The sequence below is a fragment of the Stenotrophomonas sp. IS26 genome, from assembly GCF_054188265.1.
Genome location: NZ_JBSZJV010000002.1, coordinates 263,443 through 288,091, shown reverse-complemented (window position 1 = coordinate 288,091; position 24,649 = coordinate 263,443). Strand labels below are relative to the sequence as shown.

Genomic DNA, 24,649 nt, shown 5'->3' with positions numbered 1-24,649 from the left:
ATATCAGTACGTTTGGGGCCAGCGCACTTGTATGATGATGGTGGCGGGCCGAAGCCGACATCCTGAGTGTGCTTAGAAAATCCAACGGTCCAGCAAGGGCTTTGGTGTGCTACGGCCGCGACCGGCGCCGCTTAATAGCGTTGTTGAGATACCGGTCCTCAATTACAAAATGCGAAACGCCGAGCCGGCGGCAAAGCGTTTGGCAATATCATGAGGTAGCGGGTCGTTCGAATAGCAGCCGACCAACCGTCCGCCCTACAGTGTCTGACTCATCCCAAATGTTCGGCCAAAGCGCTGTAAGCGCTAGTTGGTTTCCCCAGCGCCCCCAGAACGAACAGCCCGCAATGCGGGCCGTCCGTCGTCCATCAAAGACACACAAATTCAGATATGCAACGCATGCCCCAGCGCACGCAGCGCCGCTTCCTGCACCGCCTCGCCCAGCGTCGGGTGCGGATGGATCGTCCCGGCGATATCTTCCAGCGTGGCGCCCATCTCAATCGACTGCACGAAGGCGATCGACAGTTCCGACACCTGCACGCCCACCGCCTGCCAGCCGAGGATGCGATGGTCGCTGCTGCGCGCGACAACGCGCACGAAGCCATCGGTGGATTCCAGCGACATCGCACGGCCATTGGCCGCGAACGGGAACAGCGCGACCTTGGTCTCGATGCCCTGTGCCTTGGCTTCGTCCGGCGACAGCCCGACCACCACGATTTCCGGATCGGTGAAGCACACCGCCGGAATCGCGGCCGGCACGAAGTGGCGCTTCTTGCCGCTGACGATCTCGGCCACCAGTTCGCCCTGTGCCATCGCCCGGTGCGCGAGCATCGGCTCACCGGCGACATCGCCGATGGCCCACACGTTGCGCATCGAGGTCTTGCACTGGTCGTCGATCTTGATCGCCTTGCCGGTCAGATCCAGCTGCAGCGATTCGAGATTGAAGCCGTCGGTCTTCGGGCGACGGCCGACCGCGACCAGGATCTGGTCGGCGTCCAGCGCGATTTCGTTACCGTCCTTGTCACGCACGCGCAGCTGGCCGTTGTCGGCCAGGCCGAGCACGCTGTGGCCGGTCAGCAGCTTCACGCCGGATTTCTCCAGGTGCGTGGCCACCGGCTTGGTCAGCTCGGCGTCGTAGGCCGGCAGGATGCGCTCCTGGGCCTCGACCACGGTGACTTCGCAGCCCAGCTTGCGGTACACCGTGCCCAGCTCCAGGCCGATGTAGCCGCCACCGACGACGATCAGCTGCTTGGGCAGCGAGGTCGGCGAGAGGGCTTCGGTGGAGGAGATGACCTTGCCACCGAACGGCAGGAACGGCAGTTCCACCGGCACCGAGCCGGTGGCCAGCAGCAGGTGCTCGCAGGTGATGCGCAGCGTGCCGCCATCTTCGGCGGCACCGGCGATCTCGACGGTCTTGCCGTCGACGATCGTGGCCCAGCCCTTGATCAGCTGCGCGCCGTTTTTCTTCAGCAGTGCGCTAACGCCACCGGTCAGCTTCTTGACGATGCCGGCCTTCCACGCGACGGTCTTGGCCAGATCCAGCGACGGTGCCTGCACGCTGATGCCCAGCGGCGAGGTGCCTGCCGCATAGGCGGTGACCTTGGCGAATTCCTCGGCGGCATGGATCAGCGCCTTGGACGGGATGCAGCCGATGTTGAGGCAGGTGCCACCCGGATTGACGCCCTCGACCACGATGGTCTTGACGCCGAGCTGGCCGGCGCGGATGCCGGCGATGTAGCCGCCGGGACCGCCGCCGATGATCAGCAGCTGGGTTTGAAGGGTATTGGACATCGCTTACTCCACGAACAGCAGGGCCGGGGTTTCCAGGCGCGTACGGATCGCCTGCACGAACTCGGCCGCATCCATGCCATCGACGATGCGATGGTCGAACGAAGACGACAGATTCATCAGCTTGCGGGCCACCACCTGGCCCTCGCGGAACATCGGGCGTTCGATGATGCGGTTCACACCGACGATCGCCACTTCCGGATGGTTGATGATCGGTGTCGACACCACACCGCCGACCGCACCGAGGCTGCTGATGGTGATGGTGGAGCCGGACAGCTCCTCACGGGTGGCCTTGCCCACGCGCACGGCGTTGGCCAGGCGCGCGATCTCGGTGGCGGTCTGCCACAGGTCCAGCGACTCGGCATGCGCGACCACCGGTACCGACAGGCCGACCTCGCTCTGGGTCGCGATGCCCAGCTGCACGCCTTCATAGCGGGTCACGATGTTGGCCTGGTCATCGAAACGGGCGTTCATCTGCGGGAAGTCGCGTGCGGCCAGCACCACCGCGCGTGCCAGCAGCGGCAGCAGGGTCAGCTTACCGCGCTCCTTGGCCCAGCGCTCGTTGAGCTTGGCGCGCAGGGCTTCCACTTCGGTGACGTCGATTTCTTCCACATAGGTGATGTGCGGAATGGTCGTCCAGGACTGCTGCATCTTCTGCGCGATCTTGCGACGCAGGCCGATGATCGGCACCTGCTGCTCGCCGGTACGGCGCGCGTAGCTGCTGCCACCGGCACTGCCACTGCCACCGACCGGCTGCGCCTTGCCACCGGCGGCGGCGTAGGCATCCAGATCGGCCTGCAGGATGCGGTCGCCCGGGCCGGTGGCCGGCACGTAGCGCAGCTCGACACCCAGGTCCCAGGCGCGGCGGCGCACGGCCGGCGAGGCCAGCGGGGCTTCACCGGCGTTGAGCACGCCGTTGGTGACCGCGCCGCGCGCGTCCTGCTTGGCGGCGCAGGCGGGTGCGGAGGCAGCGGCGGCCTTGGCCGGCGTCGCAGCCGGTGCAGATTCGGCGGCGGCCGCAGGTGCCGCTGCCGGTGCCGCAGCCTTGGGCGCAGCCACCGGTTCGGCCGGTGCGGCAGCGGCCGGTGCACTGGCGGCGCTGGCATTGCCGGCGCCGTCCACTTCCAGGCGGATCAGCTCGCTGCCGACGGCCATCATCTGGCCGGGCTTGCCGCCCAGCGAGACCACGGTGCCTGACACGGGCGAGGGGATCTCGACCATGGCCTTGTCGGTCATGACCTCGGCCACGACCTGGTCTTCGGCGACCGGGCCACCGACCTCGACCTTCCAGGTGATCAGTTCGACTTCGGCGATACCTTCACCGATGTCCGGCATCTTGATGACGTGATGTCCCATGGTTCAGTCCTCCAGCACGCGCTGCATTGCATCGATGACCCGGGACGGACCCGGGAAGTAGTCCCATTCCTGCGCGTGCGGATACGGGGTGTCCCAGCCGGTAACGCGTTCCACCGGGGCCTGCAGGTGGTAGAAGCAGTGCTCCTGCACCAGCGCGACCAGTTCGGCGCCGAAGCCGCAGGTGCGGGTGGCTTCGTGCAGCACGATGCAGCGGCCGGTCTTCTTGACCGAAGTGACGATGGCCTCCAGATCCAGCGGCCACAGACTGCGCAGGTCGATCACTTCGGCATCGATCCCGGCATCTTCGGCGGCGGCCTTGGCCACCCACACGGTGGTGCCGTAGGTGATGATCGTCAGGGCCTTGCCTTCGCGGGCGATGGCGGCCTTGTCCAGCGGCACGTTGTAGTAGCCCTCCGGCACCAGGTTGTCCGGGTACTTGGACCACGCGGTGACCGGGCGGTCGTGGTGACCGTCGAACGGGCCGTTGTACAGGCGCTTGGGCTCCAGGAAGATCACCGGATCGTCGTTCTCGATCGAGGCGATCAGCAGGCCCTTGGCGTCGTACGGGTTGGACGGCATGACCGTGCGCAGGCCGGTGGCGTGGGCGAAGATCGCTTCCGGGCTCTGGCTGTGGGTCTGGCCACCGTAGATGCCACCACCGCACGGGGTGCGGAACACCAGCGAGGAGGTGAAGCTGCCGCCGGAGCGATAGCGCATGCGCGCCGCTTCGGACACGATCTGGTCGTAGGCCGGGTAGATGTAATCGGCGAACTGGATCTCGGCGACCGGGCGCAGGCCGTAGGCAGCCATGCCGATCGCCGCGCCGGCGATGCCGTTCTCGGAAATCGGCGCATCGAACACGCGCTGCTTGCCGTACTTGGTCTGCAGGCCATCTGTGCAGCGGAACACGCCGCCGAAGTAGCCCACGTCCTGGCCGAAGACCACCACGTTGTCGTCGCGTTCCAGCATCACGTCCATCGCCGAGCGCAGCGCCTGGATCATGGTCATCGGCGTGCCGCCGGTGTTGTTCTGTTCAATCCCGCTCATGTGTTCAGACTCCCAACTGCTGACGCTGGCGACGGAGGTGTTCGGGCATGTCCTTGTAGACGTCTTCGAACATGAGGGCCGCGCCGGGACGGTTGTCGCTGCCGAGCAACCCATGGGTCTCGGCTTCCTTGAGGGCACGCAGGACCTCGGCATCCAGTTCGGCGCGGACTTCGTCGTGCTGCTGCTCGCTCCACAGGCCGCGCTTGATCAGGTGCTGCTTCAGGCGGTCGATCGGATCGCCGAGCGGGAAGTGCTGGGCATCATCGGCCGGGCGGTACTTGGAGGGATCATCCGAGGTCGAATGCGGGCCGGCGCGGTAGGTCACCCACTCGATCAGGGTCGGGCCCAGGTTGCTGCGGGCGCGTTCGGCGGCCCAGCGCGAGGCAGCGTACACGGCCAGCAGATCGTTGCCGTCCACACGCAGCGACGGAATGCCGTAGCCCACGCCGCGCGCGGCGAAGGTGGTGTTCTCACCGCCGGCAATCGCCTGGAAGGTGGAGATCGCCCACTGGTTGTTGACCACGTTGAGCACGACCGGGGCGCGGTACACGTGCGCGAAGGTCAGCGCGGCGTGGAAGTCGCCTTCGGCGGTCGCGCCATCACCCACCCATGCGGTGGCGATGCGGGTGTCGCCCTTGATCGCCGAGGCCATCGCCCAGCCCACGGCCTGGATGTACTGGGTGGTCAGGTTGCCGGAGATCGAGAAGAAGCCGTAATCCTTGTACGAATACATGATCGGCAGCTGGCGGCCCTTCAGCGGGTCGGCCGCGTTGGACAGTACCTGGCAGATCATGTCGACCAGCGAGACTTCCTTGGTGATCAGGATGCCCTGCTGGCGGTAGGTCGGGAACTGCATGTCGTCATCGCGCAGCGCCAGGGTCTGGCCGACCGCGATCGCTTCCTCACCCAGGCACTGGATGTAGAACGAGGTCTTCTTCTGGCGCTGGGCGATCAGCAGGCGGGCGTCATAGGCGCGCGTCTTGAGCATGGCGTGCATCGCACGCAGCAGCACGGCGTCGTCGATGTCGGCAGCCCAGGGGCCTACGGCGTCGCCGTTGTCGTCCAGCACGCGGATCAGCTGGCCGGTCAGCGGTGCGGTCTGGCTGGCGCTCACGTCCACGGGCGGTTTGTCGACCGCGCCGGCGGGGCTCAGCTTCAGATAGGAAAAGTCGGTGGCCTGGCCGGGACGGGCGCTGGGCTCGGGCACGTGCAAACGCAACGGTTCACTCGTGGCGGGGATCTGGGGTGATGACATGTCAGGGGCCTCGCTGGGCTTGGGTCATGGAGCTACAGGCATACCGCAGGCGGGGGGCAACGGTAATGGCGATGTTGGCGCGCCGACATCCGGGCGGGATCTCGTCGCGAAGCGGGTAAGGGCCAGCGCTTGCAAGGCGGCTGGGGCCATGGCGCATTGCACCCGGTGTGAAGTCTAGAGGCACAGCGGCTTATCGTAAATTTGTTTAATTGCGTATGAGGTATTGTTTATTCAGATATCTTCATTCCGTGGGAGCCCGTGCATGCAAATCCCCGCCAACATGACCCTGCGCCAGCTGCGGTACTTTGCCGAAGCGGCCGAGTTGGGGCAGTTTTCGCAGGCTGCGCGCAAGCTGCACGTCTCCCAGTCGGTCATCACCACCGCGGTCGCCCAGCTGGAAGCCTCGTTGGGCCTGAAGCTGTTCGACCGCATGCCGCACGGGGTCGGGCTGACCGCCGAGGGGCACCGTTTCCATCAGCATGTGCGGCACATCCTGGACACCCTGCAGGACGCGCTCAGCGAGCCGATGTTCCTGGCCAACACCCTGCCGGGCCGGGTGAGGATCGGCGCCTCCTACACGGTGCTTGGTTACTTCCTGCCGAGCCTGCTGGCGCGCTTCAAGCGCTCCTACCCGCAGGTGGAAGTGGATCTGGTGGACATGGACCGTGCCGCGATCGAGCAGGGCGTCGGCAGCGGCGATCTGGATTTCGGGCTGTGCATCATTTCCAACATGGCCGAGCCCTATGTGCTGCGGCGGCAGGTGCTGATCCGCTCGCGCCGCCAGCTGTGGCTGTCCGAGTCGCACCCGCTGCTGCAGCTGCCGGTGATCAGCCCGGCCGACGTCGAGCCGTATCCGTACATCATGCTGATGGTCGACGAAGGGCAGGAGTCGGCGATGCGCTACTGGCGCTCGGTCGGGCGCGAACCCAATGTGGTGTTCCGCACCTCGTCGCTGGAAGCGCTGCGCGGCATGGTCGCCTATGGCTTCGGGGTGAGCATCCTGTCGGACATGGTCTATCGGCCGTGGTCGCTGGAGGGGCGCCGGATCGACGTACGCACCCTCACCGACGCGGTGCCGCCGATGGAAGTCGGCCTGGTCTGGCGCCCGGACGAAGACCTGTCCGCGCCGGCACGCGCACTGCATCAGTTCCTGGTCTTTGCCTGTGGCGGCTGAGTGGCGATGACCTCGAACGCCTGCCCGCGGCGTGACCAGATCTGCCACGCCGAGTACGCCAGCAGCGGCACCACGTAGGTAGCCAGGATGGCGTAGGCCAGCAGCCGGTAGCCCTTCGCGATCAGCGCAACCAGTCCGATGCCATCGGCCAGGAACACGGCCATCAGCAGGATGGCGGCAATGATCGCCACGCGCATGCCGCGGCCGGGGGCAGCGCCGGTGCGCTCTTTCCAGTTGACGCTGATCCGGCCGTCCACCGAGGCCATCAGGGTGACCCCGGTTTCGACCAGCGCGACCATGATCATCAGCCGGAACAGCCACTGGAACCACGGCAGGCCGAGCTGGCCGAGCATCAGGTCTGAGGGCAGGGGCGCATCGGCGATGTCCGGCAGGAAGGCGATCATGCAGACGTAGAACACGATGGCCGGCAGGATCGCCAACGGGCCGGCGAGGGCGCCTGCGATCACCGCATCGCGCCGGCACAGCAGGTGGCGCACCACCAGCAGGATCGAGACCGCCGCGAACATGTTGTAGCCGGCGTAGGTGACGCCGTTGAGCACCCAGTCCTGGCCGAGCTCATGGGTGTTGGACAGCTGCGCCATCGCGCCGCCGCCGAAGCGATAGAGGATCAGGCACGCGGCAATGGCGTAGACCAGGTACATGAAGGCCGACATCAGCTTGAACATGCGTTCGACGGCGTTGGTGCCGGCCTGCACCACACCGGTGATGATCGCCACCAGCACCAGCGTGCCGACGATCCGTGGCCAGCCGAACATGGTCGCGGCCAGTTCGCCGGCGGCCGCGCCGAACACCGCCAGCACGACGACGATCAACGCCAGGTAGGCCACTTCGAAGGTCCACCAGCCACGGCCCAGCAGATGCCGGAAGAAGGTGCGGTAATCGTTGGCCCGGATCGCCCGGGCCAACAGGAACGTCAGGATGCAGATCACGCTCCAGATCAGCATCGACAACACCATCGCGGCCAGGCCGCCCCAGGGGCCCGATGGCAGGAAAAACTCCGCCAGCTCACGGCCGGTCGCGTATCCGCCGCCGATCACGGCGGACTTGAACGCCAAGCCGGGCAACAGATACCGCTGGAACCGGCTGGCGGCGGCGGTCACTTGCGCGCGGCCGTCGGCTGCAGCAGGTAGAAGTCGCGCACGGTGCGGGCGATCTCGGCGATCACACGCTCACGTTCGCTGCGTGGGGCATTGCTGGCTTTGACGAACACGGAGATCGCGAACTGGCTGCCATCGGGCAGGGTGACCACGCCGACATCATTGACGGTGCCGGCCACGGTGCCGCTCTTGTCGGCCACCTTGGTGCCCGGCGGCAGGCTGCCACGCAGGCGCGCGCTGCAGGTCCGGCAACGTTCCATGATCTGCACCAGCACCTCGGTGCTGGCCGGGCTCAGGGCCTTGCCGGTGAACAGCTTGGTCAACAGGGTCGACATCGCGCGCGGCGTGGAGGTGTCGCGCGGATCCTTGTCAAAGGCTTCGTTGCCGGCTTTGGTGCGCTTGACCACCTCCGGATCGAGGGTGAGCTCGGCGACGCGTTCCTTGGTCAGCGGCTCATCGCCGAGGCCGAAGATATCGCTGAGCAGCTGGCGGGTGTTGCGATCCAGGCGCTGGCCTTCGATGCCCTGTGCGCGCAGCCAGGCGGTGACCGCGGCCGGTCCGCCGGCCTGCGCCACCAGCACGTCGGTGGCGGTGTTGTCGCTCTGGGTCAGCATGACCTCCAGCAGGTTGTGCACCGACAGGCTCACACCATCATGGATGAAGCGGTCCGCGACCACTTCCGAATCGACATAGAACGCCTTCGGCACCGGCACCATCGTGGTCAGTGCCAGTTCGCCGGCATCGACCTTGGTCAGGATCACGGCCGCCACGGCGACCTTGAACGTGCTGGCCATCGGGAATGCTTCGTCGGGATTGAGATGGACCTGCGCGCCCTTGCCATCCAGGCGCCACGCCGAGACCCCCACCTTGCCGTCGACCAGCGTGGCCAGGCGCGCGACTTCGGTTTCAACCGGGCTGGTGGTGGCGCTGAACGCAGCGAGCGGGCTCAGGCCCAGCAACGCGGCAACGCACAGGCTCAAGGTACGGGATGTCATCTTCATGCGATGCAGGCCTCCAGCAAACGGTTGAATTCCCCATCTTGCCGCATCGGGTCGGCCACCGGCAGACCAAGACGCGCGCTGACTTCGGCACAGGCGGCAGCTGCCGCGGCGTCGGTCATGCCATGGGTATTGAGACTGACGCCGACGCAGCGGATATCAGGATTGGTACGGCGCCCCAGTTGCACGGTCAATGCGATGACCTCTTCGATGGAGGGCAGCGGATAGTCCGGATACCCCAGCACGTGCTTGCGCCCCGGCTGGTGGCAGACCACGAACACATCCGGCTGGCTGCCATGCAGCAGACCGAGGCTGACACCGGCGTAGGCGGGATGGAACAGCGAGCCCTGGCCTTCGATGACATCCCAGTGATTGTCGGCCGCATTCGGGCTGAGCAGTTCGGCGGCACCGGCCGAGAAATCGGCGACCACCGCGTCCATCGGAATGCCGCTGCCGGCGATCAGGATGCCGGTCTGGCCGCTGGCGCGGAAGTCGGCATCCACGCCGAGCCCACGCAGGCCGCGTGCCAGCGCCAGCGCGGTGTACTTCTTGCCCAGCGCGCAATCCGTGCCGACGGTCAGCACGCGCTTGCCGGTGCGCTTGCGGCCGTTGCCGACCGGAATGCCGCGCGGCGGCACGCGCACGTTGATCAGCTCGCGCCCGTGGCGTTCGGCCGCCGCAGCCAGTTCCGGAATGTCACCCAGCTTCTGGTGCATGCCACTGACCAGGTCCAGCCCGTTTTCCAGTGCGTCCACCAGCGCCGGCAGCCACTGCGGGGGAATGACCCCACCGCCGTTGGCCACGCCGATCACCATCGCCCGGGCACCGGCGGCGCGCGCCTGCGCCGGCGTCATGCTCGGCAGGCCGGTGGTGATCGGGCAGCCCGGCAGGCTCCACTCGGCCACGCACACTTCCGGCGCCCAGTCGTGCAGGCCGATCGCGGTCTTGGCGAAGCCCGCTTCGGTGGTATCGCCCAGGAACAGCAGGTACGGCTGGGGGAGGGCGGCGAGGGCCTGTACGGCAGCGGTGGGCGTTGCGCTCATGAGGGATCCAGTAGTCGGGGGAGAGAAGAGAGGGGAGGCATTCACGACGAGGGGCTCGCAGTTGTTAGACCTGGTTGGATCTGTATAAGTCCTAATCAGAGAATATGCAACCCAATCAGGATACTCCTTTAGTCTCTTCCGACCGTGGGCCCGGCGACGGCTTGCGCGCCACCGGGCACGGCGCTACGGCACTCAGTAGCGGTAGTCGATCGACATGCCGATCGTGCGCGGCTGCAGCGGCACGCCGGTCACCGCGACGTAGCGGTTCAGCGCGTCCCGTACCGAGCCGGTTGAGACGTAGGCACGCTCGTCGGTGGCATTGCGGGCGTACAGGCGGACCGTCCACGTCATGTTGGTCAGCTCGGCATGCAGGTCCAGCGCGTTGTAGCTGTCGATGTCGTACGCGCCGGCGACGCGCTCGCCGGTGACCCGGTAGCCAGCACCGACCCGGCCCTGCCACTGGTCGCTCACATCGAAGTCGTAGTCGATCGTGCTCGACCAGCTCAGGCGCGGCGTCATCGGCATCCGGCTGCCGGACACCAGGCCGCTGGAGGGCGGTACATCACCGATCTTCGAATCGATGTAGGCCGCATTGAGGCCGACCGTCAGGCGCTCGGCCGGGCGGACCATGAAGCTCAGTTCCGCACCCTGGCTGCGCGCGCTGCCGGCATTGCCCATCCAGCTCAGGCCGTTCTCGGAGACGCGCACCTGGATGTCGTCCCAGTCGATCCGGAACAACGCCAGGTCGATCATCGCGCGGCGGTCCCAGAAGTGCGATTTGAAGCCGAGCTCGAGGTTGTCCAGCGTATCGGCCTTGGTCATCGGAACCACGCCGGAGGTCGAGACGTTCGGTCCACCCGGGCGATAGCCGGTGGCGTAACGCGCGTAGATCATCGCGCTGTCGTTGAGGTGCCAGCGCGAGGCCAGCTTCCACGTGGTCACGCTGTCATCGGCGGAGTCGGCCAGATCGATCGGCCGCGGGCCGTACAGCAGCCCGATGCTGTGCTGTTCGAAATCCTGCTGGTTGCGCGCGTGCCGCACACCGGCGGAGACATCGAAGCGCGGGCTGAACTTATACGTGACGTCGGCGAAGATCGCCTGCTCGTCATAGGTGCCGGGCAGGCTGGCGGTGCCGGGGTTGAACGGCAGCGGGATGCCGTTGGCATCGTAGGCACTGACCTGCTGGCGGTTGGTGTTCTTCTCGCCGGTGAAGAAGGTGCCGAGCAACCATTCGAAGCGCTCGCTCTCCTTGGAGCTGATGCGGAATTCCTGGGTCCACTTGCGCGTGCCGAGGAAGACATCGAACTGCGCCTGGCCGGCCGGGTACGGTGTCAGCAGCGGCCAGGCGACGCCATAGACCAGCGTGGAATCCTGCACTTCGTCCATGCGGGTTTCGGAGAAGCTGGTGGCGGAGACGAAATCGACGTTGCCCAGATCCCAGTCCAGGATCGCCGAGTAGTAGTCGGTTTCCATCCGGTACGGCGTCGCGCGCTGCAGGATGCCTTCGAGCGGGCCGCGGATCGGCTCCAGCGTGGGATAGGTCAAGCCCACCGCACTGGAGTTGTCGGCGTCCACGATCTGCGACAACGCCTGCACGCGCAGGTTGGCGGTGTCGCTGATGCGCCAGGTCAGGGCCAGGCGGGAGGCCAGCTGGTAGTAGCCGTTGCTGTCCTTGGCGTCCTCGCCGGTGAGGTCAGGCTGGTCGACGTAGCCGGGCGTGCTCTGGCGCGACAGGCTGGCGCGCATGGCCAGCTTGCCTTCAATGAGCGGTACGTTGAAGGCCGTGCGCACGCCGATGCCGGTATCACCGGCCTCCTTGGTCGCGTTCACATCCGTGCCGGCGCGGAACTCGAACGCATCCGGATCGGCCGCCTTGGTGATGTACTTGAACAGCCCGCCCATCGAACTGGCGCCGTACAGCGTGCCCTGCGGGCCGCGCAGCACTTCCACGCTCTGGATGTCATACGGCAGCAGGTCCAGTGCGTAGGTGGTCGCGCGCTGTTTGTTGCTGCTCGGGCCGATCGGCGTGTCATCAATGTAGGTGCCGATGATCGAGCCGCCCCCGAGAGGCGCGACACCGCGCAGTGCCATCGTGGTCTGGCCCGGTGCGCCGCCGCTGTCCACCTGGAAGCCCGGCACGTAGGCGGCGAAGTCGTTCAGGCGGGTGGCGCCGAACGCCTCGAGACGTTCTTCGCTGATCACGCTGACGCCGGCGGCCACCTCCATCACGTTCTCGGCGCGCTTCTGTGCGGTCGCCACCACGCGATCGAGCTCCACCACATCGGGTGTGCTGCGGCTGCCATCGGCGTCGGCATCCTGGGCCATCGCCGCGGTGGCAAGGCCCATGCAGCACAGGGTGACGGTGGAGGCGAGGATCGAACGTTTCATCGGCTTGCGCATGTGGCGGGCTCTCCGGAATCAGGAACGGGGTCAGGCAGGAAAAACGACGGCCATGCACGGCGGTAACAGCCGTGGAGGGGTGTGGAGGCGCGCGCTGTCGACGCCGCGCCGGGTTGGCACGTCGGTCAGGGGAGGAGGCGTGGGGGAAGGAAACGGCAGACGACGGGCGTTGGCAGGTGCAAGGCCGTGTTGCTGGCCAGCGGCGCGATCGGCGCGGAGGCTGGCGGTGGGGTTGTACGGAAACTGATCGGGCATTTCGACATCCCTACAAATCCTATGTAAGGAATATTTAGCTTGATCAGGTTTATGTCAAGCTCAATCAGAAAACATCATCCCATTACGGACTATTGCGCCGCAGCAATTCAGCGGATGCGGAATCGCGTTTCCCGGCGTTCTGATCTGTCCCGGGGGCGTGCGCCGGGAAACGGGTCGCTATCGGCCGCGATCGTCGCCACGGCCGATCGCCCTGCTCAACGCTGCGGCCTCAACCCGATGTCACGGCACCGTCGGCCGCGGCGGCATGCTGTGGTGCAGGTGCAGCATTGCCGGCGAGCAATGGCCGGGCACGTCGCTCCAGGCGCAGCAGCAGCACCGCAACCAGCATGCAGGTGCCGGCCATCAGCGAGAAGAAGACGGCACTGGAAAGCGTTGACCACAGCGTGCCGACCGCGCCGGCCAGCAGGTTGCCGCCGAACGAGGCCAGGAACCAGAACGCGATGATCGTGGCGCCAAAGCCGACCGGCGCCAGGCGTGCGAACAGGCCCAGCCCCACCGGCAGGATGAAGAGCTCGCCGAAGGTGAAGATCGCAAAGAACAGGACGGCCCACAGCCAGCCGACCTTGGCCGACGGTTCACCGCCCAGCATCGCCACCAGGGCAAAGGACAGGCCGACCACCGCAGCACCGATTGCCATCTTGGTCAGTGCGGCCGGCTCGCGGCCGTTGCGGGCCTGGCGGGTCCAGTGCTGCACCAGCATCGGCGTGATCAGGAACACCAGCAGGGGATTGAGCGAGAAGAACCAGGTCATCGGCAGGGTGAAATCGGCGGTGAGCACGCGGTCCACGCCGGTATCGAGCCAGATCGCGATGGTGTTGCCGATCTGCTCGTAGGCCAGGCGGAACACCACGATCAAGCCGGCAATCATCGCCATCACCTGCAGCAGCGGGCGGTAGGCTGGCTGCCACAGGGCGGAGAAGGGCAGTGTGGCGCGCTCGCTGCGCGGCGGATCCGGCGGCAGATGGCGGCGGCCGGTGATGTAGATCACCAGGCCGAGCAGCATGCCGATGCCGGCCGCGGAGAAGCCAACGTGCCAGCCATACACCTCACCCAGCGTGCCGCAGATCAGCGGGGCGAGAAACGCACCGAGGTTGATGCCCACGTAGTACACATTGAACGCCGAGCCACGGCGCGGATCATCGCGCTGGTACAGATCGCCGACCTGGCCGGGCAGGGTCGGCAGGAACAGCCCGTTGCCGAGCACGATCGCCAGCAGGGCCGGATACAGCAGCGCATCGAAGGCCATCAGGAAATGGCCGAACGCCATGATCGCCCCGCCCAGGATCACCGCCCGCCGCTTGCCCAGCCAGCGGTCGGCGAGCATGCCGCCGAACACCGGGCTGAGGTAGGCCAGCGCGGTGTACAGGCCGTAGACCATCGAGGCCTGTTCCTGCGAGAACAGCAGCTGCTTGGTCATGTAATAGACCAGCAGCGCCCGCATGCCGTAGTAGGAGAATTTCTCCCACATCTCGGTGAGGAACAGGATGGTCAGGCCAGGCGGTTGCCCGAACCAGGCCTTGCGCGGGGCATCGAGGGTCATGGGGCGGGGCGTCCGGGGGTCAGATCTGCAGGCCGGTGCTGATCAGGCGCTGGGTAATGGCGACGAACGCCACCACCAGGCCTGCCAGTGCGACGACCCAGGCACCGTAGCGGCGCACGCGCGGCCAGCTGGCCGGCGCGCGGACGGCCACCCAGACCAGTGCGAGGGCGGCGATAACGCTGAGCCAGGACAACGCCTGCACCAGGATCAACGGCCCGTTGGTGTACGACGAGATCGCGCCCGGGCCAGCGATCGATTTCACGTACAGCGCCCAGGCGACCACGGTGCCGAGCTGCGTGGTGACCGACAGCGTCTGCATCCAGCGCAGGCCACGGGCCTCGAGCGGTGCGCTGACGCGGTAGTAGCGGCGCACGAACACGCCCCCGATGCGCAGCACGGCCGACAGCGTCAGCAACCCCAGCGCGACGAACAGCGCCGGGCGCAGCCATACCGGCGAACGCCAGCCCGGGATCGGTTCAAAGCCGAACACCGAGGCGAACGGACCGCCGGAGAAGTACACCGGCCGGCCGTCCTTGACCTTCACTTCCAACAGGCCGCGGCCGTTTTCCTGCTGCCACAACCACGGCGACACCTCGCGCCAGCGCAGCAGCTGGCCGTTGAGGCCCTTCTGGCCATCCACGGTGATGGTGCCGTCCTCCTGCGGGTGCACACGGATCGGTGCGAACAGCGTCAGCATGCGCAGATACGAACTGTCCGAGCGGCGCGTGCTCTGCCAGCTCGTTCCGGCCAGCGCAGCGGCGTGCTCGCGGGCAGTGGCAGCATCCACGCCCGGGCCAGCGCGTTCGATCGGCAGGGTCGGCAGGAAATTCTCGACGAAGCGCTCCCACACCTGGGCGCGCAGGGCAGAACCGGCCGCGTCACGCCCCACGCTGTTGGTGGACACGAAGACGCCGATGTTGCGTTCCGGAATCATCCACAGCCACGAGTAGAAGAACAGCATCGTGCCGCCGTGCGAGCGGGTGTCATAGCCACCGGTGTCCGAGGCCATCCAGCCCAGGGCCATGCGCGGCAGGTGCGGCAGGATCGCCGGCTGCGGGGTCAGCATCTGTGCGTTGGTTTCCGCGCGCATGATGCGCTGGCCGTCCAGTTCGCCATGGTTGAGCGTGGCCATCATGAAACGTGCCATCGCCGAGCCGGAGGCATACAGACCGCCCACGCCCGGCGCGGTGTTCTTCTCGGCCGGGTAGCTTTTGCCCGAGCCCAGCAGATAGCCCTTGGCAGCGTGCGGCAGCAGCTCGGCCGGCAGCTTCTGTTCGAAGCTGGCGTACTGCATGTCCAGCGGCTGCAGGATGTGCTGCCTGGCGTAATCCTCGAAGCGCTGGCCGCTGACCCGCTCGACGATGTACGAGGCGATGCCGGTGGCGTAGTTGGAATACGCCGGCGTGGTGCCCGGCGCAGAGATCTGGTTGGGCACCCATTCCTTGAGGTAGTTGTCTCGGTTGGCCGGATGGTCCGGGCCGAGCACGATCAGGTAGCGCATGCGCTCTTCCAGACCGCTGGTGTGGGTCATGATCTGGCGCAGCGTGATCGGCTCACCCTTGGCCGGGACCTTGATGTCCAGGTAGGTGTTGATGTCGGTGTCCAGGTCCAGCTTGCCCTGTTCCACCAGCTGCATCACCGCGGTCCAGACGAACAGCTTGGAGATCGAGCCCGGGCGGAACAGGGTGGTCCTGGGATCCACCGGCGTGCGCTTTTCAACATCGGAGAAACCAAAGCCGCGCTCGGTGACGACCTTGCCGTTCTCGACCACGGTCACCACGGCGCCGGCGAGATCGCCCTGCGCCATCAGATAGGGCACCAGGCCATCCAGGAAGGTATCCACGCGGGCCGCATCCAGCGTGCCGGTGGCGGCCGGTGCGGGCGTGATGGTGTCCGGCGTCTCGGCAGCCACAGGTGCGGCGGGCGCCGCGACGGGCGTGGGTGCCTGCGCATGCAGCGGCGAGAACGCGGCGGTGGAGGCCAGCAGCAGGCCGGAGATCAGCGGGCGCCAGAGACTCATGCCTGCACTCCCTTGCCCCACACGGCATCGTCGCAATGCACCAGGCCCTCGTCGTAACGCAGGCCCGGCACGCGATCGTCGCGCAGGAACAGCGGGCCATCCAGATCCACCACGTCGCAATGCTGGCCCACGATGAAGGCCGGGCCCATCGCCCAGCTGCTGCCGATCATATTGCCGACCATCACCTGCATGCCCAGCGAGCGTGCCTTGCCGACCATCGCCAGGCTTTCGGTGAGGCCGCCGGCCTTGTCGAGCTTGATGTTGATGACGTCGAACAGGCCTGCCAGCGCGTCGATCTCGGAAACGTCCTGCACACTCTCGTCGGCCGCGAACGGCAGCGGCCGCGCAAAGCCCTTGAGCTCGGCTTCGCGACCGCGCGGCAGCGGCTGCTCCAGCAGCTTGATGTCGTTGTCCAGCAGCACCGGAATCAGTGCATCGAGCACATCCACGCTGTAGCCCTGGTTGGCGTCCACGCCCATCCACACATCCGGGCGCACCTTGCGCACCGCGCGCACGCGCTCGATGTCGATATCCAGGTCACCGCTGAGCTTGAGCTTGACTGCCTTGGCCGGCGCATAGCGTCCGGTGGCGATCGACTGCATCGTCGCCGGGTCATCGGCGCCGAGCGTCCAGGTGGTCAGCAAGGGACGCGTCTGCGAGAGCCCGGCCAGCGCCCAGGCATGCTTGCCGGTGCGGCTTGCTTCCAGATCCCATAGCGCGCAGTCCAGCGCGTTGCGCGCACCGCCGCGGGGCAGCAGCTGCTGCAGTTCGGCACGGGTGATGCCGGCTTCGATCCGCGCACGCAGCAGTTCCAGCGTGGCCAGCATCTGCTCGGGCGTGTCATTGAAGTAGTACACGCCGCTGGCTTCGCCACGGCCGCGATGGCCGTCCTCTTCCAGTTCCACGCGCAGTACCGGCGCGTTTTCGAACACGTAACCGCTGATCCGGAACGGGGCCAGCAACGCAAGCGAGTCGATCTGCAGGGTCAGTTTCACAGGATGTCTCCAGCCCCATGGCGGGGCCATGGGTCAGTAGTTGAGAGCGAAGTCGGCCAGGCCCATCAGGACCAGGGCGTAAGCGAGCACGCAGGCCGACAGCAGCAGCAGCGCAGCCCACAGGCGCGCCAGCCAGCCGCGTCCAGCGCGGACCGTCTGCACCAGGTTCCAGGCCGTTGCGCCGATCCCGCCGATGATCGCGATCACCGTGGCGATGCCCAGCCCGATCACCGCCGGATCCAGACGATCATCCAGGCGGGCGAAATCGGCTGACGCCCAGGCCATCACGGCCATGGCGGCCGCAGGCACCAGCAGCAGGAGCCAGCAGGCGGCGCGGCTCAGGCGATAGGCCAGCAGGGTGCTGCGCGGCCAGCCCAGCACGCGGCCATGACGGCGGCGGACGAGGGCGGCGATGGGCCACGCCAGCGCGGCCAGTGCCAACACTGCCACAGCAGCGGTCAGCAACGGCTTGAGCCACAGCGCCGAGCGGTAGCCTTCCGCGGCCAGGAACACGTTGAATGGGGAGGAGGAATCCACCGCGAAGCCGACCGGCGTGCCGTCCTTGAGGATGGCGGCCAGGCGCAGTTCGCTGTTGCTCGCCTGCCACAGCCACGGGCCGATCGGCTTGAAGGTGGTCGGCTGCCCGTTGGGCTGCTTCAGGCGCGGCAAGCGCAGGCTGCCATCGTCGAGGGCTTCCAGGCGCGTCTGGGTGAGGATGCCGGTACGGCCGATGCCGGTCTCGGCGCGACGCGAATCGAGGTAGCTTGGTGCCGCCAGCTGGCGTGCCTGCGCCTTGGCCAGCGCCGCGTCGATGGCCGCTGCCGGGGCCGGGGCGCCCGCCGGGAAGTAACGGTCAGCGAAGTTCTCCAGCAGTTCACGCCGGATCGGGCCGGTGATGCCATTGGCGCCGGCACTGTTGAGCGAGACGAACAGGCCGACATCGTGATCGCGGAACAGGAACAGCTGCGAGTGGAAGGAGTAGGTGTCGCCGGCGTGCGACACCACGCGCTGGCCGTTGACATCGATCTCGTAGAAGCCGAGCGCCATGGTGTTCAGTGGCGGCGCGAAGCGGGTCTGCGGGGTCAGCATCAGCTGGCTGGTCGCCGCCTTCAGGATGGCGGTGTCATGACCGCCGGCGGCACTGAGGTGCGCGATCATGAAGCGCGCCATGTCGCTGCCGGTGGCCGAGAGTGCGCCGGCCGGCGCGGAGGGGGTCACTTCGAACTCACGCGGCTTGCCCGAGCCGAGGGCATAGCCTTTGGTCACCAGGGCGCGCAGCGCCGGCGGCAACGGTTGGCGGAAGCTGGCGTGCTGCATCTGCAGCGGCACGAAGATGTGCTGCTCGACATACTCGGCGAAGGGCTGGCCCGACACGCGCTCGACGATGTAGCCGGCCAGGCTGGTGCCGTAGTTCGAGTACGCGGGCACCGTGCCCGGCGCGAAGATCTGCGCCGGCACCCGGCGCTTGAGATACGGGCCCAGTTCGATGCCGCCGGCCTCGGCCACGGCTTCGCTGGTCCACATGTACTTGATGTTGGCCTCGAAGCCGCCGGTATGCGTCATCAGCTGGCGCAGCGTGATCGGCAGGCCGCGTTCGGGCACCTTGAAATCCAGGTACTGATTGATGTCCGCGTCCAGATCCAGCTTGCCGGCTTCCACCAACTGCATCACTGCGGTCCAGGTCATCAGCTTGGAGACCGAGGCCATCCGGAACAGCGTGCGGTCCGGATCCACCGGCGTCTGCGCGGCCACATCGGAAACGCCGTAGCCGCGGCGGACCAGGATCTGGCCGTCCTTGACCACGGTGACCACCGCACCGGCGATATCGCCCCGCGCGATGGCATACGGCATGAAGCCATCCAGCCAGGTGGTCGCATCGTCCGCGGTCAGCCGGGCAACGGAATCCACGCCGGCAGGCGGTGTTGCCGCCTGGGGTGGGGCGGGTGGCCGCTGTGCGTCGGCCTGGAAAGACAGCAACAGCCCACAGCACAAGCCGACAAGCCCTGACAACGCACGCATGTGACGATCCCCTTCAAACCATCTCAATCAGACAACAATATTCCTGATCAGAGAAATGTCAAATGCGCGTGATCGTGATCGGATCGCGCCAACCGGGCTGAATGTGACGTTTGGATGCCCTGCGCAGGCCGTTCTTCGGCCATTGAGAACGTTTTCAGGGCGCAGAGAAGCGCTTAAGGCGGCGAACGCGACAAGAAAGCATCCTGATCAGGATGGCATTCATCTCTACGTAGTATCGTATCGGCAACTTCACCAGCAATAGCCCAAAGGTCCTGTCGATGAGCCCCAAAAGCCCGACGCTCGGAACCCTGCTGCGCGGTCTGCGCACCCGCCAGGGATGGACGCTCAAGGAAATGAGCGAGCACACCGAAATTCCGCTGTCCACGTTGTCCAAGATCGAGCATGACCGCTTGACCTTGACCTACGACAAGCTGCAGCACCTGTCCCAGCGCTTGAACCTGCGCATGTCCGAGCTGTTCTCCGAGCCGGAGAGCGACAGCGCGCCCAAGCCGGTCACCGCGCGGCGCAGCCTCGGCTCGCTCGACAAGGCACTGCGGGTGCAGACCGACAACTACGATTACTACTACCTGTGCACCGAACTGCGGCGCAAGCGGATGATCCCGATCCTCACCAAGGTGCGCGCCAAGACCACCGCCGAGTTCGGTGAGCTGGTCCGCCACCCGGGCGAGGAATACGTGCACGTGATCGAGGGCCGCATCCAGGTCCACACCGAGTTCTACGATCCGGTGGTGCTGGAGACCGGGCAGGGCATCTACATCGACAGCCAGATGGGCCACGCCTACATCGTCGATACCGGCTGCGAGGAAGCGGTGCTGCTGGCCGTCTGTGCCAGCGCGGACGAGGATCTGATGGAATCGCTGATCACCCTGCATGAGCAGGAGGGCGGGGTTTGAGCGCGGTTGCTGTGATCGGCTTTTCCAGGGAGGTGGGGCGACCGGCGCCCACCTGCCGAGTTGGCTACAGGCGAGGCCTGCAAGCCGTGTTCGGCGCTTGATCCAATGAAACAGGATGAGCTGCCCTCTGATCCAAGGGCGGCGACTAGCCTCTGCCCGGTTTCACGCCCTCTGGAGCCGTCGCAGCCATGTGTCCCATGACTCCAGTCGAATGGCGGGTGAGGTACCGCGTTCGAAATCATGACGCTTCCGGCTCTCCGCCGCGTCGTCCTGAGTTCGTCCGCCGATGATCACCGTGCGGATGTTGATGTCCTTGCACGGATCAACTTCAAGGGGAACTCTAGGACCAAGGAAGGCTCCGAACAGTGGTGAGCCTTTCTCCGCATTAGCGCGTATCTGGTGGAGGTTTTCTCTGAATACGTCCAGATCTCTGTAGATCAACCCCAAGCGATGTCGCAACTGACCGGCAGCCTCTAGGACTTTGTGGTTGAACTCTCGATAGCCGTTGCTATTCACAAGATTAAACTCTGCCCCTTTCACTTCGATGAGGATCACATCCATGCGGGAACGGCTGGTGAAGACTGCAAAATCCACTTGACCATCGGCAATGGGCATCTCCGAGAAGCAGATGTACTCGTCAGAAGGGGCGGAGAAAGCCTCGGCGATGATGGAAAGATCCGACTTGATCAAACGCTGCAGTTCTCTCTCTCCGCTGCCTGCATCGACCAGTTTTTGCACGTCGGAGCGCGAGATCATCCTATTCCGGATCTGTGCTTTGCGTGAGATGACCTTGGGTGGTTCAGGGAAGGGCGAGTCAGCAAAGCGATCCCTTCTCAACCTCAGGGTCTCCGCCGATGCGGCGATGCGTCGATTACTGTCGCTTCGGTTCCCGAGTTCGTCCGGGCCGCACCCAAGGATCTCAAGTGCAGCAGATGAAGAAATGGATTTCCATTGCACGTTCGGAGGGGCAGTCAGCAAGTCGAATGTGTCTTCGGCGGAAGACTTATTTTCGTAGTGTTCGATGAATGCACATGGCGCGGTTGCAAGCCCGGTTTCAACCACGCCCTCCATGATCCGCCTGGCTGCGTTGGTAACCGACGCCCCGTCATTCATCTCGCCCAGGTCGGTCAGAAGCACCGCAGGTCCATTTTCTGATGCAAACACCCGGACGCGACACATACCCCGGGTGAGGTGGTGTCGGCCGTCCGCATAGTCGTACACCGTATCTACAATCTTCATGTCTCATCCGCTTGCGGTAGTGACAGGAAAATGCCATGCAAGGTGCTGAGGCGCTATCAGGAAACTCCTAGTATCAAACTCGACAGACTATTGAATTGTCTGAGTGGTCCGTACCTATAGAAAATCTACGCAACGTTTGAGCACCCCTCCGCCTGCTGGGCTGGAATGCCAAGACGGCGCGTTGTCGCGCTCGAACGCGAGTTCCTGCCGGGCTGCCGAACCTGTGAGGTGGCCTGGCGGCTGGCTCACCACACCGCCTCCAGCCGGCGGAACGGCTGGGTGAGCAGCACACCGCGTGCGTCGTAGTCGGTGACGTTGCGTCCATCCACCCGCACCGTGGTGGGGCGGGTGCGGCTCGGCCACCACACGCGCACCGCGGTGTCCTTGCGCAGTCCCTTGCCCAGCGTGACCTGCAGCGCTCCCTCGCGCTGCCGGGCCTGCAGCGCCAAGGTGCCATAGGCAGTCGGCAGGCGATCCACTGCCAGCCCATCACCGGCCAACCATGACGGCGGGGTGCCCGGCAGCAGTGACAGCGCGTCATCGTCTTCGCGCATCAGCATTCCGAGCAGCGTGCGCCCGTACTCCGCACCGATCCAGGTATGCGGCATGTCGCCGAGGTAGCGCGGGAAGCGCAGCCGCGAGTGCACCACCTCGGCCAGCACCTGCCATTCCAGCGGGCGGCGGTCATGCAGCAACCCCTGCAGCAGTTCGTCGGCAGCCTCGGGCTGGTCCAGATGTACGTAGCTCAGCACGTTGCGGATTTCATACGGCGTGTAGGCGTACAACGCGTCCGGCTCGCCGCGCTTGCGCACATCCTGCAGATACCGCGCGAACGTGGTGCGCAGTGCCTCCGCCGGCAGCACATCCTGCGCGCCGGTCGGGTCGAGTGCAATCGACACACCGGTCGGGTCGCCATCGCCAAGGTCGGCCGAAGAGGGAATGAAGTCGATGCCCTTCCACGCCATCGTGGCGCGGATCGAAGCGGCCAGCGCATCGTGCAGGGCGGCGTACTGTCCGCGCGCCCATGCTGCGGTTTCGTGATCGCCGAGCGACTCGGCCAACCACGCGCCGTCATGCCAGCCCTTCAGGCCCCAGTAGTCGTCCCAGTAGCTGTGCGTGGGCGACGGGTAGCCCTCGTGGCTGATCGATGGCGCCAGGATGCCGGCGAAACGCTCGGGCGCGGGCTGGCTGGCCATGTAGCCGGGCACCAGCGTGCGCTCGCGGAGTTCCTGCAGGAAGCGCATCGCCGCTTTCACTTTGGGCAGGTACGCGCGCACCGAATCCGGTCCTCCATCCAGCCGCGCGACGTCGGCAACCAAGGCGATGTACTGCCCTTGGCTGTCGTATTCGATATCCGAGCCGAAGCCGGTGTTGACGCTGCCGTCGTCATTGAGGATCGGCGAGACCAGACCGTTGGCGTGCACGCCGTGCTCGCTGTACCAGGCCAGGTAATCGCGCGCGACCTGGGATTCACCCATGCGCAGCAGCACCGCCGAGGTAGCCATGCCGTCGCGGATGAAGGAGCGGTTGTAGTTGCGCGGGCCGGGCTGCATCGCAGGGCCGGTCTGGTTGATCAGCATGTACGCGGCCTGCGCGCGCAGCATGTCCACGAGGGAGGGATCGGGCAGACGCAGCCCGACCTGGCCCAGGCGTGCCTGCCAGTCGTCCGATGCACGTTTGGCCAGCGCGTCGTACGCCGCATCGGGTGCGCGCGGGACGCCGGCCAGATCCAGCGGCGGGGCGTCGGGCAGCGCACCGTCCGTCGCAGAGGGTGCCGTGCCAAGCGGGAAGGCGACCACCACGGAGCGGCTGGCACCGGGTGCGAGCTGCACGCGGTAGGCCAGCGCTGCGGAGGCCAGGCCGTCGGTATCGCGTGCCTGCGTGGCGGCGGGCAAGGTGCCGCTGGCGATCGCCGCGGTGATCTCGCTGCTGCCGTCCGGGCCGAATGGTGCCGCGCCGGCAGCATCCACCGGCGTCAGCGACTGCAGCAGGGCGCGACCATTGATGCGTACGCGTTGCCCCTCGATGGCGACTTCGCGGATCGGTGAGAGGCCTCCGTTCTGCCACGGCGGATTCATCTGCATCGGCCGCACCGCCAAGGTCAGGGTGCCGTCGACGGGCGCACTGCCGGTGTTGCGCAGGCGGTGACGCACGAAGGTGACCGGCTGTCCGTCGAGCTCGACCGCGAACGCCTCGCTCTGCAGTTCAAGCCCGGGTTGTGGCGACCACGTCGCCGAGGGCATCGGCTTCCAGCCATCGCGCAGTGCGTGCTGCACCGGTTGGTCGGCAGCGCCTGCGGCCACACCGTCGGCATTGCGCCAGATCGGCTGCACCAGCGGTGCACCCTTGAAGGCCTCGATGTTGCCGTACTCGTCGAAGATCGATTTCTGCCGGCCGGCATGGATGCCGACCGCGGTCCAGTAGGTCTGCTGCAGGTGCAGCGAGGCCGGGAACAACGCGCGCTGCGCGCCACTGGCGGCGATCTGGTAGCGCTTCATCGGGGTCATCACCGCCTTCGGCCCGAGCAGGCGCAGGCGGTCGACCTGCGGCGTGTCGCCCTCCACCGTCAGCCGCAGCGCCGTGGCGGTCACGGCCGCAGTGCCGGCCAGCCAACTCTGCTGGCGTGCACCCGCCTGCGGATCGCGCGCAAGCTCCACCCAGCCACCCTGGGCATCACGTGCCTGCAGCCGTGCGGCGCCATGCGCGCCTGTCCAGTCCACGGCCAGGCCGGTGGTGGCCACGGCACGCGGCAAGGTGATCTCAAGCGTGTGCGTATCGTCCTTGCCACGTGGGATCGTGACCGCGCTGCCGCCTTGCCACAGCGCCGCGGCCTGGGCTGCATCCACACCGGCCACGCGCGCACTGGTGGTGCTGTCCAATGGCTCCAGTTCGAAGATCGACACGCCCCAGTCCGACGTGCGCTCCGGGCTCGCCAGGCGAAGGTAGCGGGCCTGGCGTGGCGCGAAGTAGAGCGTCTCGATACCGCCGAGTGAATCGCGCATGGTGTAAGCCGGCTGCCACTGCTGGCCGTCCAGCGAGGTCTGCAGGGTGTAACCCTCGGGATTGGAGACATCCCAGGTGATCTGCGCGCCGCTGAGCGTGCTCGGCGTGCCCAGATCCACCTGGAACCAGTGCCCGGGGCTGAAGGCGCCGCCGGTCACCGTCTTCGGGTCGCCATCGATCAGGTGGCTGACCGCCATCGCCGGCACCTGCTGCGAGGAACTGCTGGCCTGCCACTGGCTGCGCGGCGGCAGGGTCTGGGCGGCGGCGCCGAAGCTCAGCGCGAGCGCGGAGAAGAGCAGGGTACCGGCCATGACGCGGCGCGGCCGGTGCACAACAGTCGAACGGTCAGCATGCAGCCCCATCAATGCGCTCCTGATCTGAAACGGCCCCGACGGCGGGGTGGAGGTCACGCTAGCAGGGGCTGTAACCGTTTACATGACGCGTCGCAATACTGAACAGGCGTGTCG

At 66.4% G+C, this 24,649-nt stretch carries 16 protein-coding genes; 2 read left to right on the top strand and 14 right to left on the bottom strand.

What is annotated here, in order from left to right:
* Window positions 1-381: 381 nt before the first annotated feature.
* The 4 genes from lpdA to ACW6W5_RS03215 are packed head-to-tail and all read right to left on the bottom strand — an operon-like array spanning window position 382 to window position 5,443.
* Complete coding sequence (lpdA, locus tag ACW6W5_RS03230; RefSeq protein WP_102788361.1) at window positions 382-1,788, bottom strand: dihydrolipoyl dehydrogenase; 1,407 nt, start codon at window positions 1,786-1,788, stop codon at window positions 382-384.
* Between the two features lie 3 nt (window positions 1,789-1,791).
* The gene (locus tag ACW6W5_RS03225) at window positions 1,792-3,141 is read right to left on the bottom strand and encodes a dihydrolipoamide acetyltransferase family protein (RefSeq protein ID WP_152150587.1); all 1,350 of its coding nucleotides are present in this window, start codon (window positions 3,139-3,141) and stop codon (window positions 1,792-1,794) included.
* Between the two features lie 3 nt (window positions 3,142-3,144).
* Window positions 3,145-4,188, bottom strand: a complete 1,044-nt coding sequence (locus tag ACW6W5_RS03220) for an alpha-ketoacid dehydrogenase subunit beta (RefSeq protein WP_070473120.1) — start codon at window positions 4,186-4,188, stop codon at window positions 3,145-3,147.
* A gap of 4 nt (window positions 4,189-4,192) precedes the next feature.
* Window positions 4,193-5,443: a 3-methyl-2-oxobutanoate dehydrogenase (2-methylpropanoyl-transferring) subunit alpha gene (locus ACW6W5_RS03215; protein WP_152150589.1), complete on the bottom strand. Its 1,251-nt coding sequence runs from the start codon at window positions 5,441-5,443 to the stop codon at window positions 4,193-4,195.
* Between the two features lie 262 nt (window positions 5,444-5,705).
* On the opposite strand from ACW6W5_RS03215, the gene ACW6W5_RS03210 reads away from it, so the two are divergent.
* Window positions 5,706-6,617 carry a LysR substrate-binding domain-containing protein gene (locus tag ACW6W5_RS03210; protein WP_088434372.1) on the top strand — a complete coding sequence of 304 codons (912 nt, stop codon included), beginning with the start codon at window positions 5,706-5,708 and terminating at the stop codon, window positions 6,615-6,617.
* Here the strand turns inward: ACW6W5_RS03210 and ACW6W5_RS03205 are convergent.
* From ACW6W5_RS03205 to ACW6W5_RS03170, 8 genes are all read right to left on the bottom strand, one after another.
* Window positions 6,587-7,738 carry a YkvI family membrane protein gene (locus tag ACW6W5_RS03205; protein ID WP_152150591.1) on the bottom strand — a complete coding sequence of 384 codons (1,152 nt, stop codon included), beginning with the start codon at window positions 7,736-7,738 and terminating at the stop codon, window positions 6,587-6,589. The genes ACW6W5_RS03210 and ACW6W5_RS03205 overlap by 31 nt on opposite strands.
* Entirely contained in the window at window positions 7,735-8,736 is a 1,002-nt protein-coding gene (bla, locus tag ACW6W5_RS03200) for a class A beta-lactamase (protein WP_152150594.1), read from the bottom strand. The genes ACW6W5_RS03205 and bla overlap by 4 nt, the downstream gene beginning before the upstream one ends.
* The gene (locus tag ACW6W5_RS03195; protein ID WP_152150596.1) at window positions 8,733-9,776 is read right to left on the bottom strand and encodes a DUF1611 domain-containing protein; all 1,044 of its coding nucleotides are present in this window, start codon (window positions 9,774-9,776) and stop codon (window positions 8,733-8,735) included. The genes bla and ACW6W5_RS03195 overlap by 4 nt, the downstream gene beginning before the upstream one ends.
* A gap of 192 nt (window positions 9,777-9,968) precedes the next feature.
* Complete coding sequence (locus tag ACW6W5_RS03190; RefSeq protein ID WP_152150599.1) at window positions 9,969-12,176, bottom strand: TonB-dependent receptor; 2,208 nt, start codon at window positions 12,174-12,176, stop codon at window positions 9,969-9,971.
* Between the two features lie 484 nt (window positions 12,177-12,660).
* A complete protein-coding gene (locus ACW6W5_RS03185) occupies window positions 12,661-13,992 on the bottom strand; it encodes a peptide MFS transporter (protein WP_152150601.1) in 1,332 nt (443 codons plus the stop codon).
* Between the two features lie 19 nt (window positions 13,993-14,011).
* The gene (locus ACW6W5_RS03180; RefSeq protein ID WP_152150603.1) at window positions 14,012-16,012 is read right to left on the bottom strand and encodes a serine hydrolase domain-containing protein; all 2,001 of its coding nucleotides are present in this window, start codon (window positions 16,010-16,012) and stop codon (window positions 14,012-14,014) included.
* Complete coding sequence (locus ACW6W5_RS03175; protein WP_152150605.1) at window positions 16,009-17,007, bottom strand: dipeptide epimerase; 999 nt, start codon at window positions 17,005-17,007, stop codon at window positions 16,009-16,011. The genes ACW6W5_RS03180 and ACW6W5_RS03175 overlap by 4 nt, the downstream gene beginning before the upstream one ends.
* Before the next feature lie 33 nt (window positions 17,008-17,040).
* Window positions 17,041-18,915: a serine hydrolase domain-containing protein gene (locus ACW6W5_RS03170; RefSeq protein ID WP_193222722.1), complete on the bottom strand. Its 1,875-nt coding sequence runs from the start codon at window positions 18,913-18,915 to the stop codon at window positions 17,041-17,043.
* A gap of 389 nt (window positions 18,916-19,304) precedes the next feature.
* On the opposite strand from ACW6W5_RS03170, the gene ACW6W5_RS03165 reads away from it, so the two are divergent.
* Window positions 19,305-19,940, top strand: a complete 636-nt coding sequence (locus ACW6W5_RS03165; RefSeq protein WP_121036616.1) for a helix-turn-helix domain-containing protein — start codon at window positions 19,305-19,307, stop codon at window positions 19,938-19,940.
* A gap of 162 nt (window positions 19,941-20,102) precedes the next feature.
* Here ACW6W5_RS03165 and ACW6W5_RS03160 read toward each other — a convergent pair whose 3' ends face one another.
* Together ACW6W5_RS03160 and ACW6W5_RS03155 are read right to left on the bottom strand one after the other, a co-directional pair.
* Complete coding sequence (locus ACW6W5_RS03160) at window positions 20,103-21,179, bottom strand: Shedu immune nuclease family protein (RefSeq protein ID WP_152150609.1); 1,077 nt, start codon at window positions 21,177-21,179, stop codon at window positions 20,103-20,105.
* 245 nt (window positions 21,180-21,424) lie between these two features.
* The gene (locus tag ACW6W5_RS03155; RefSeq protein ID WP_152150611.1) at window positions 21,425-24,544 is read right to left on the bottom strand and encodes a discoidin domain-containing protein; all 3,120 of its coding nucleotides are present in this window, start codon (window positions 24,542-24,544) and stop codon (window positions 21,425-21,427) included.
* Window positions 24,545-24,649 lie beyond the last annotated feature (105 nt).

Excerpts from the sequence above, each read along its gene's own strand:
- ACW6W5_RS03185 (WP_152150601.1), bottom strand. The coding sequence starts at position 13,992 with ATGACCCTCGATGCCCCGCGCAAGGCCTGGTTCGGGCAACCGCCTGGC.
- ACW6W5_RS03220 (WP_070473120.1), bottom strand. The coding sequence starts at position 4,188 with ATGAGCGGGATTGAACAGAACAACACCGGCGGCACGCCGATGACCATG.
- ACW6W5_RS03155 (WP_152150611.1), bottom strand. The coding sequence starts at position 24,544 with ATGGGGCTGCATGCTGACCGTTCGACTGTTGTGCACCGGCCGCGCCGC.
- ACW6W5_RS03225 (WP_152150587.1), bottom strand. The coding sequence starts at position 3,141 with ATGGGACATCACGTCATCAAGATGCCGGACATCGGTGAAGGTATCGCC.
- ACW6W5_RS03160 (WP_152150609.1), bottom strand. The coding sequence starts at position 21,179 with ATGAAGATTGTAGATACGGTGTACGACTATGCGGACGGCCGACACCAC.
- ACW6W5_RS03210 (WP_088434372.1), top strand. The coding sequence starts at position 5,706 with ATGCAAATCCCCGCCAACATGACCCTGCGCCAGCTGCGGTACTTTGCC.
- bla (WP_152150594.1), bottom strand. The coding sequence starts at position 8,736 with ATGAAGATGACATCCCGTACCTTGAGCCTGTGCGTTGCCGCGTTGCTG.
- ACW6W5_RS03215 (WP_152150589.1), bottom strand. The coding sequence starts at position 5,443 with ATGTCATCACCCCAGATCCCCGCCACGAGTGAACCGTTGCGTTTGCAC.
- ACW6W5_RS03180 (WP_152150603.1), bottom strand. The coding sequence starts at position 16,012 with ATGAGTCTCTGGCGCCCGCTGATCTCCGGCCTGCTGCTGGCCTCCACC.
- ACW6W5_RS03195 (WP_152150596.1), bottom strand. The coding sequence starts at position 9,776 with ATGAGCGCAACGCCCACCGCTGCCGTACAGGCCCTCGCCGCCCTCCCC.
- lpdA (WP_102788361.1), bottom strand. The coding sequence starts at position 1,788 with ATGTCCAATACCCTTCAAACCCAGCTGCTGATCATCGGCGGCGGTCCC.
- ACW6W5_RS03165 (WP_121036616.1), top strand. The coding sequence starts at position 19,305 with ATGAGCCCCAAAAGCCCGACGCTCGGAACCCTGCTGCGCGGTCTGCGC.
- ACW6W5_RS03190 (WP_152150599.1), bottom strand. The coding sequence starts at position 12,176 with ATGCGCAAGCCGATGAAACGTTCGATCCTCGCCTCCACCGTCACCCTG.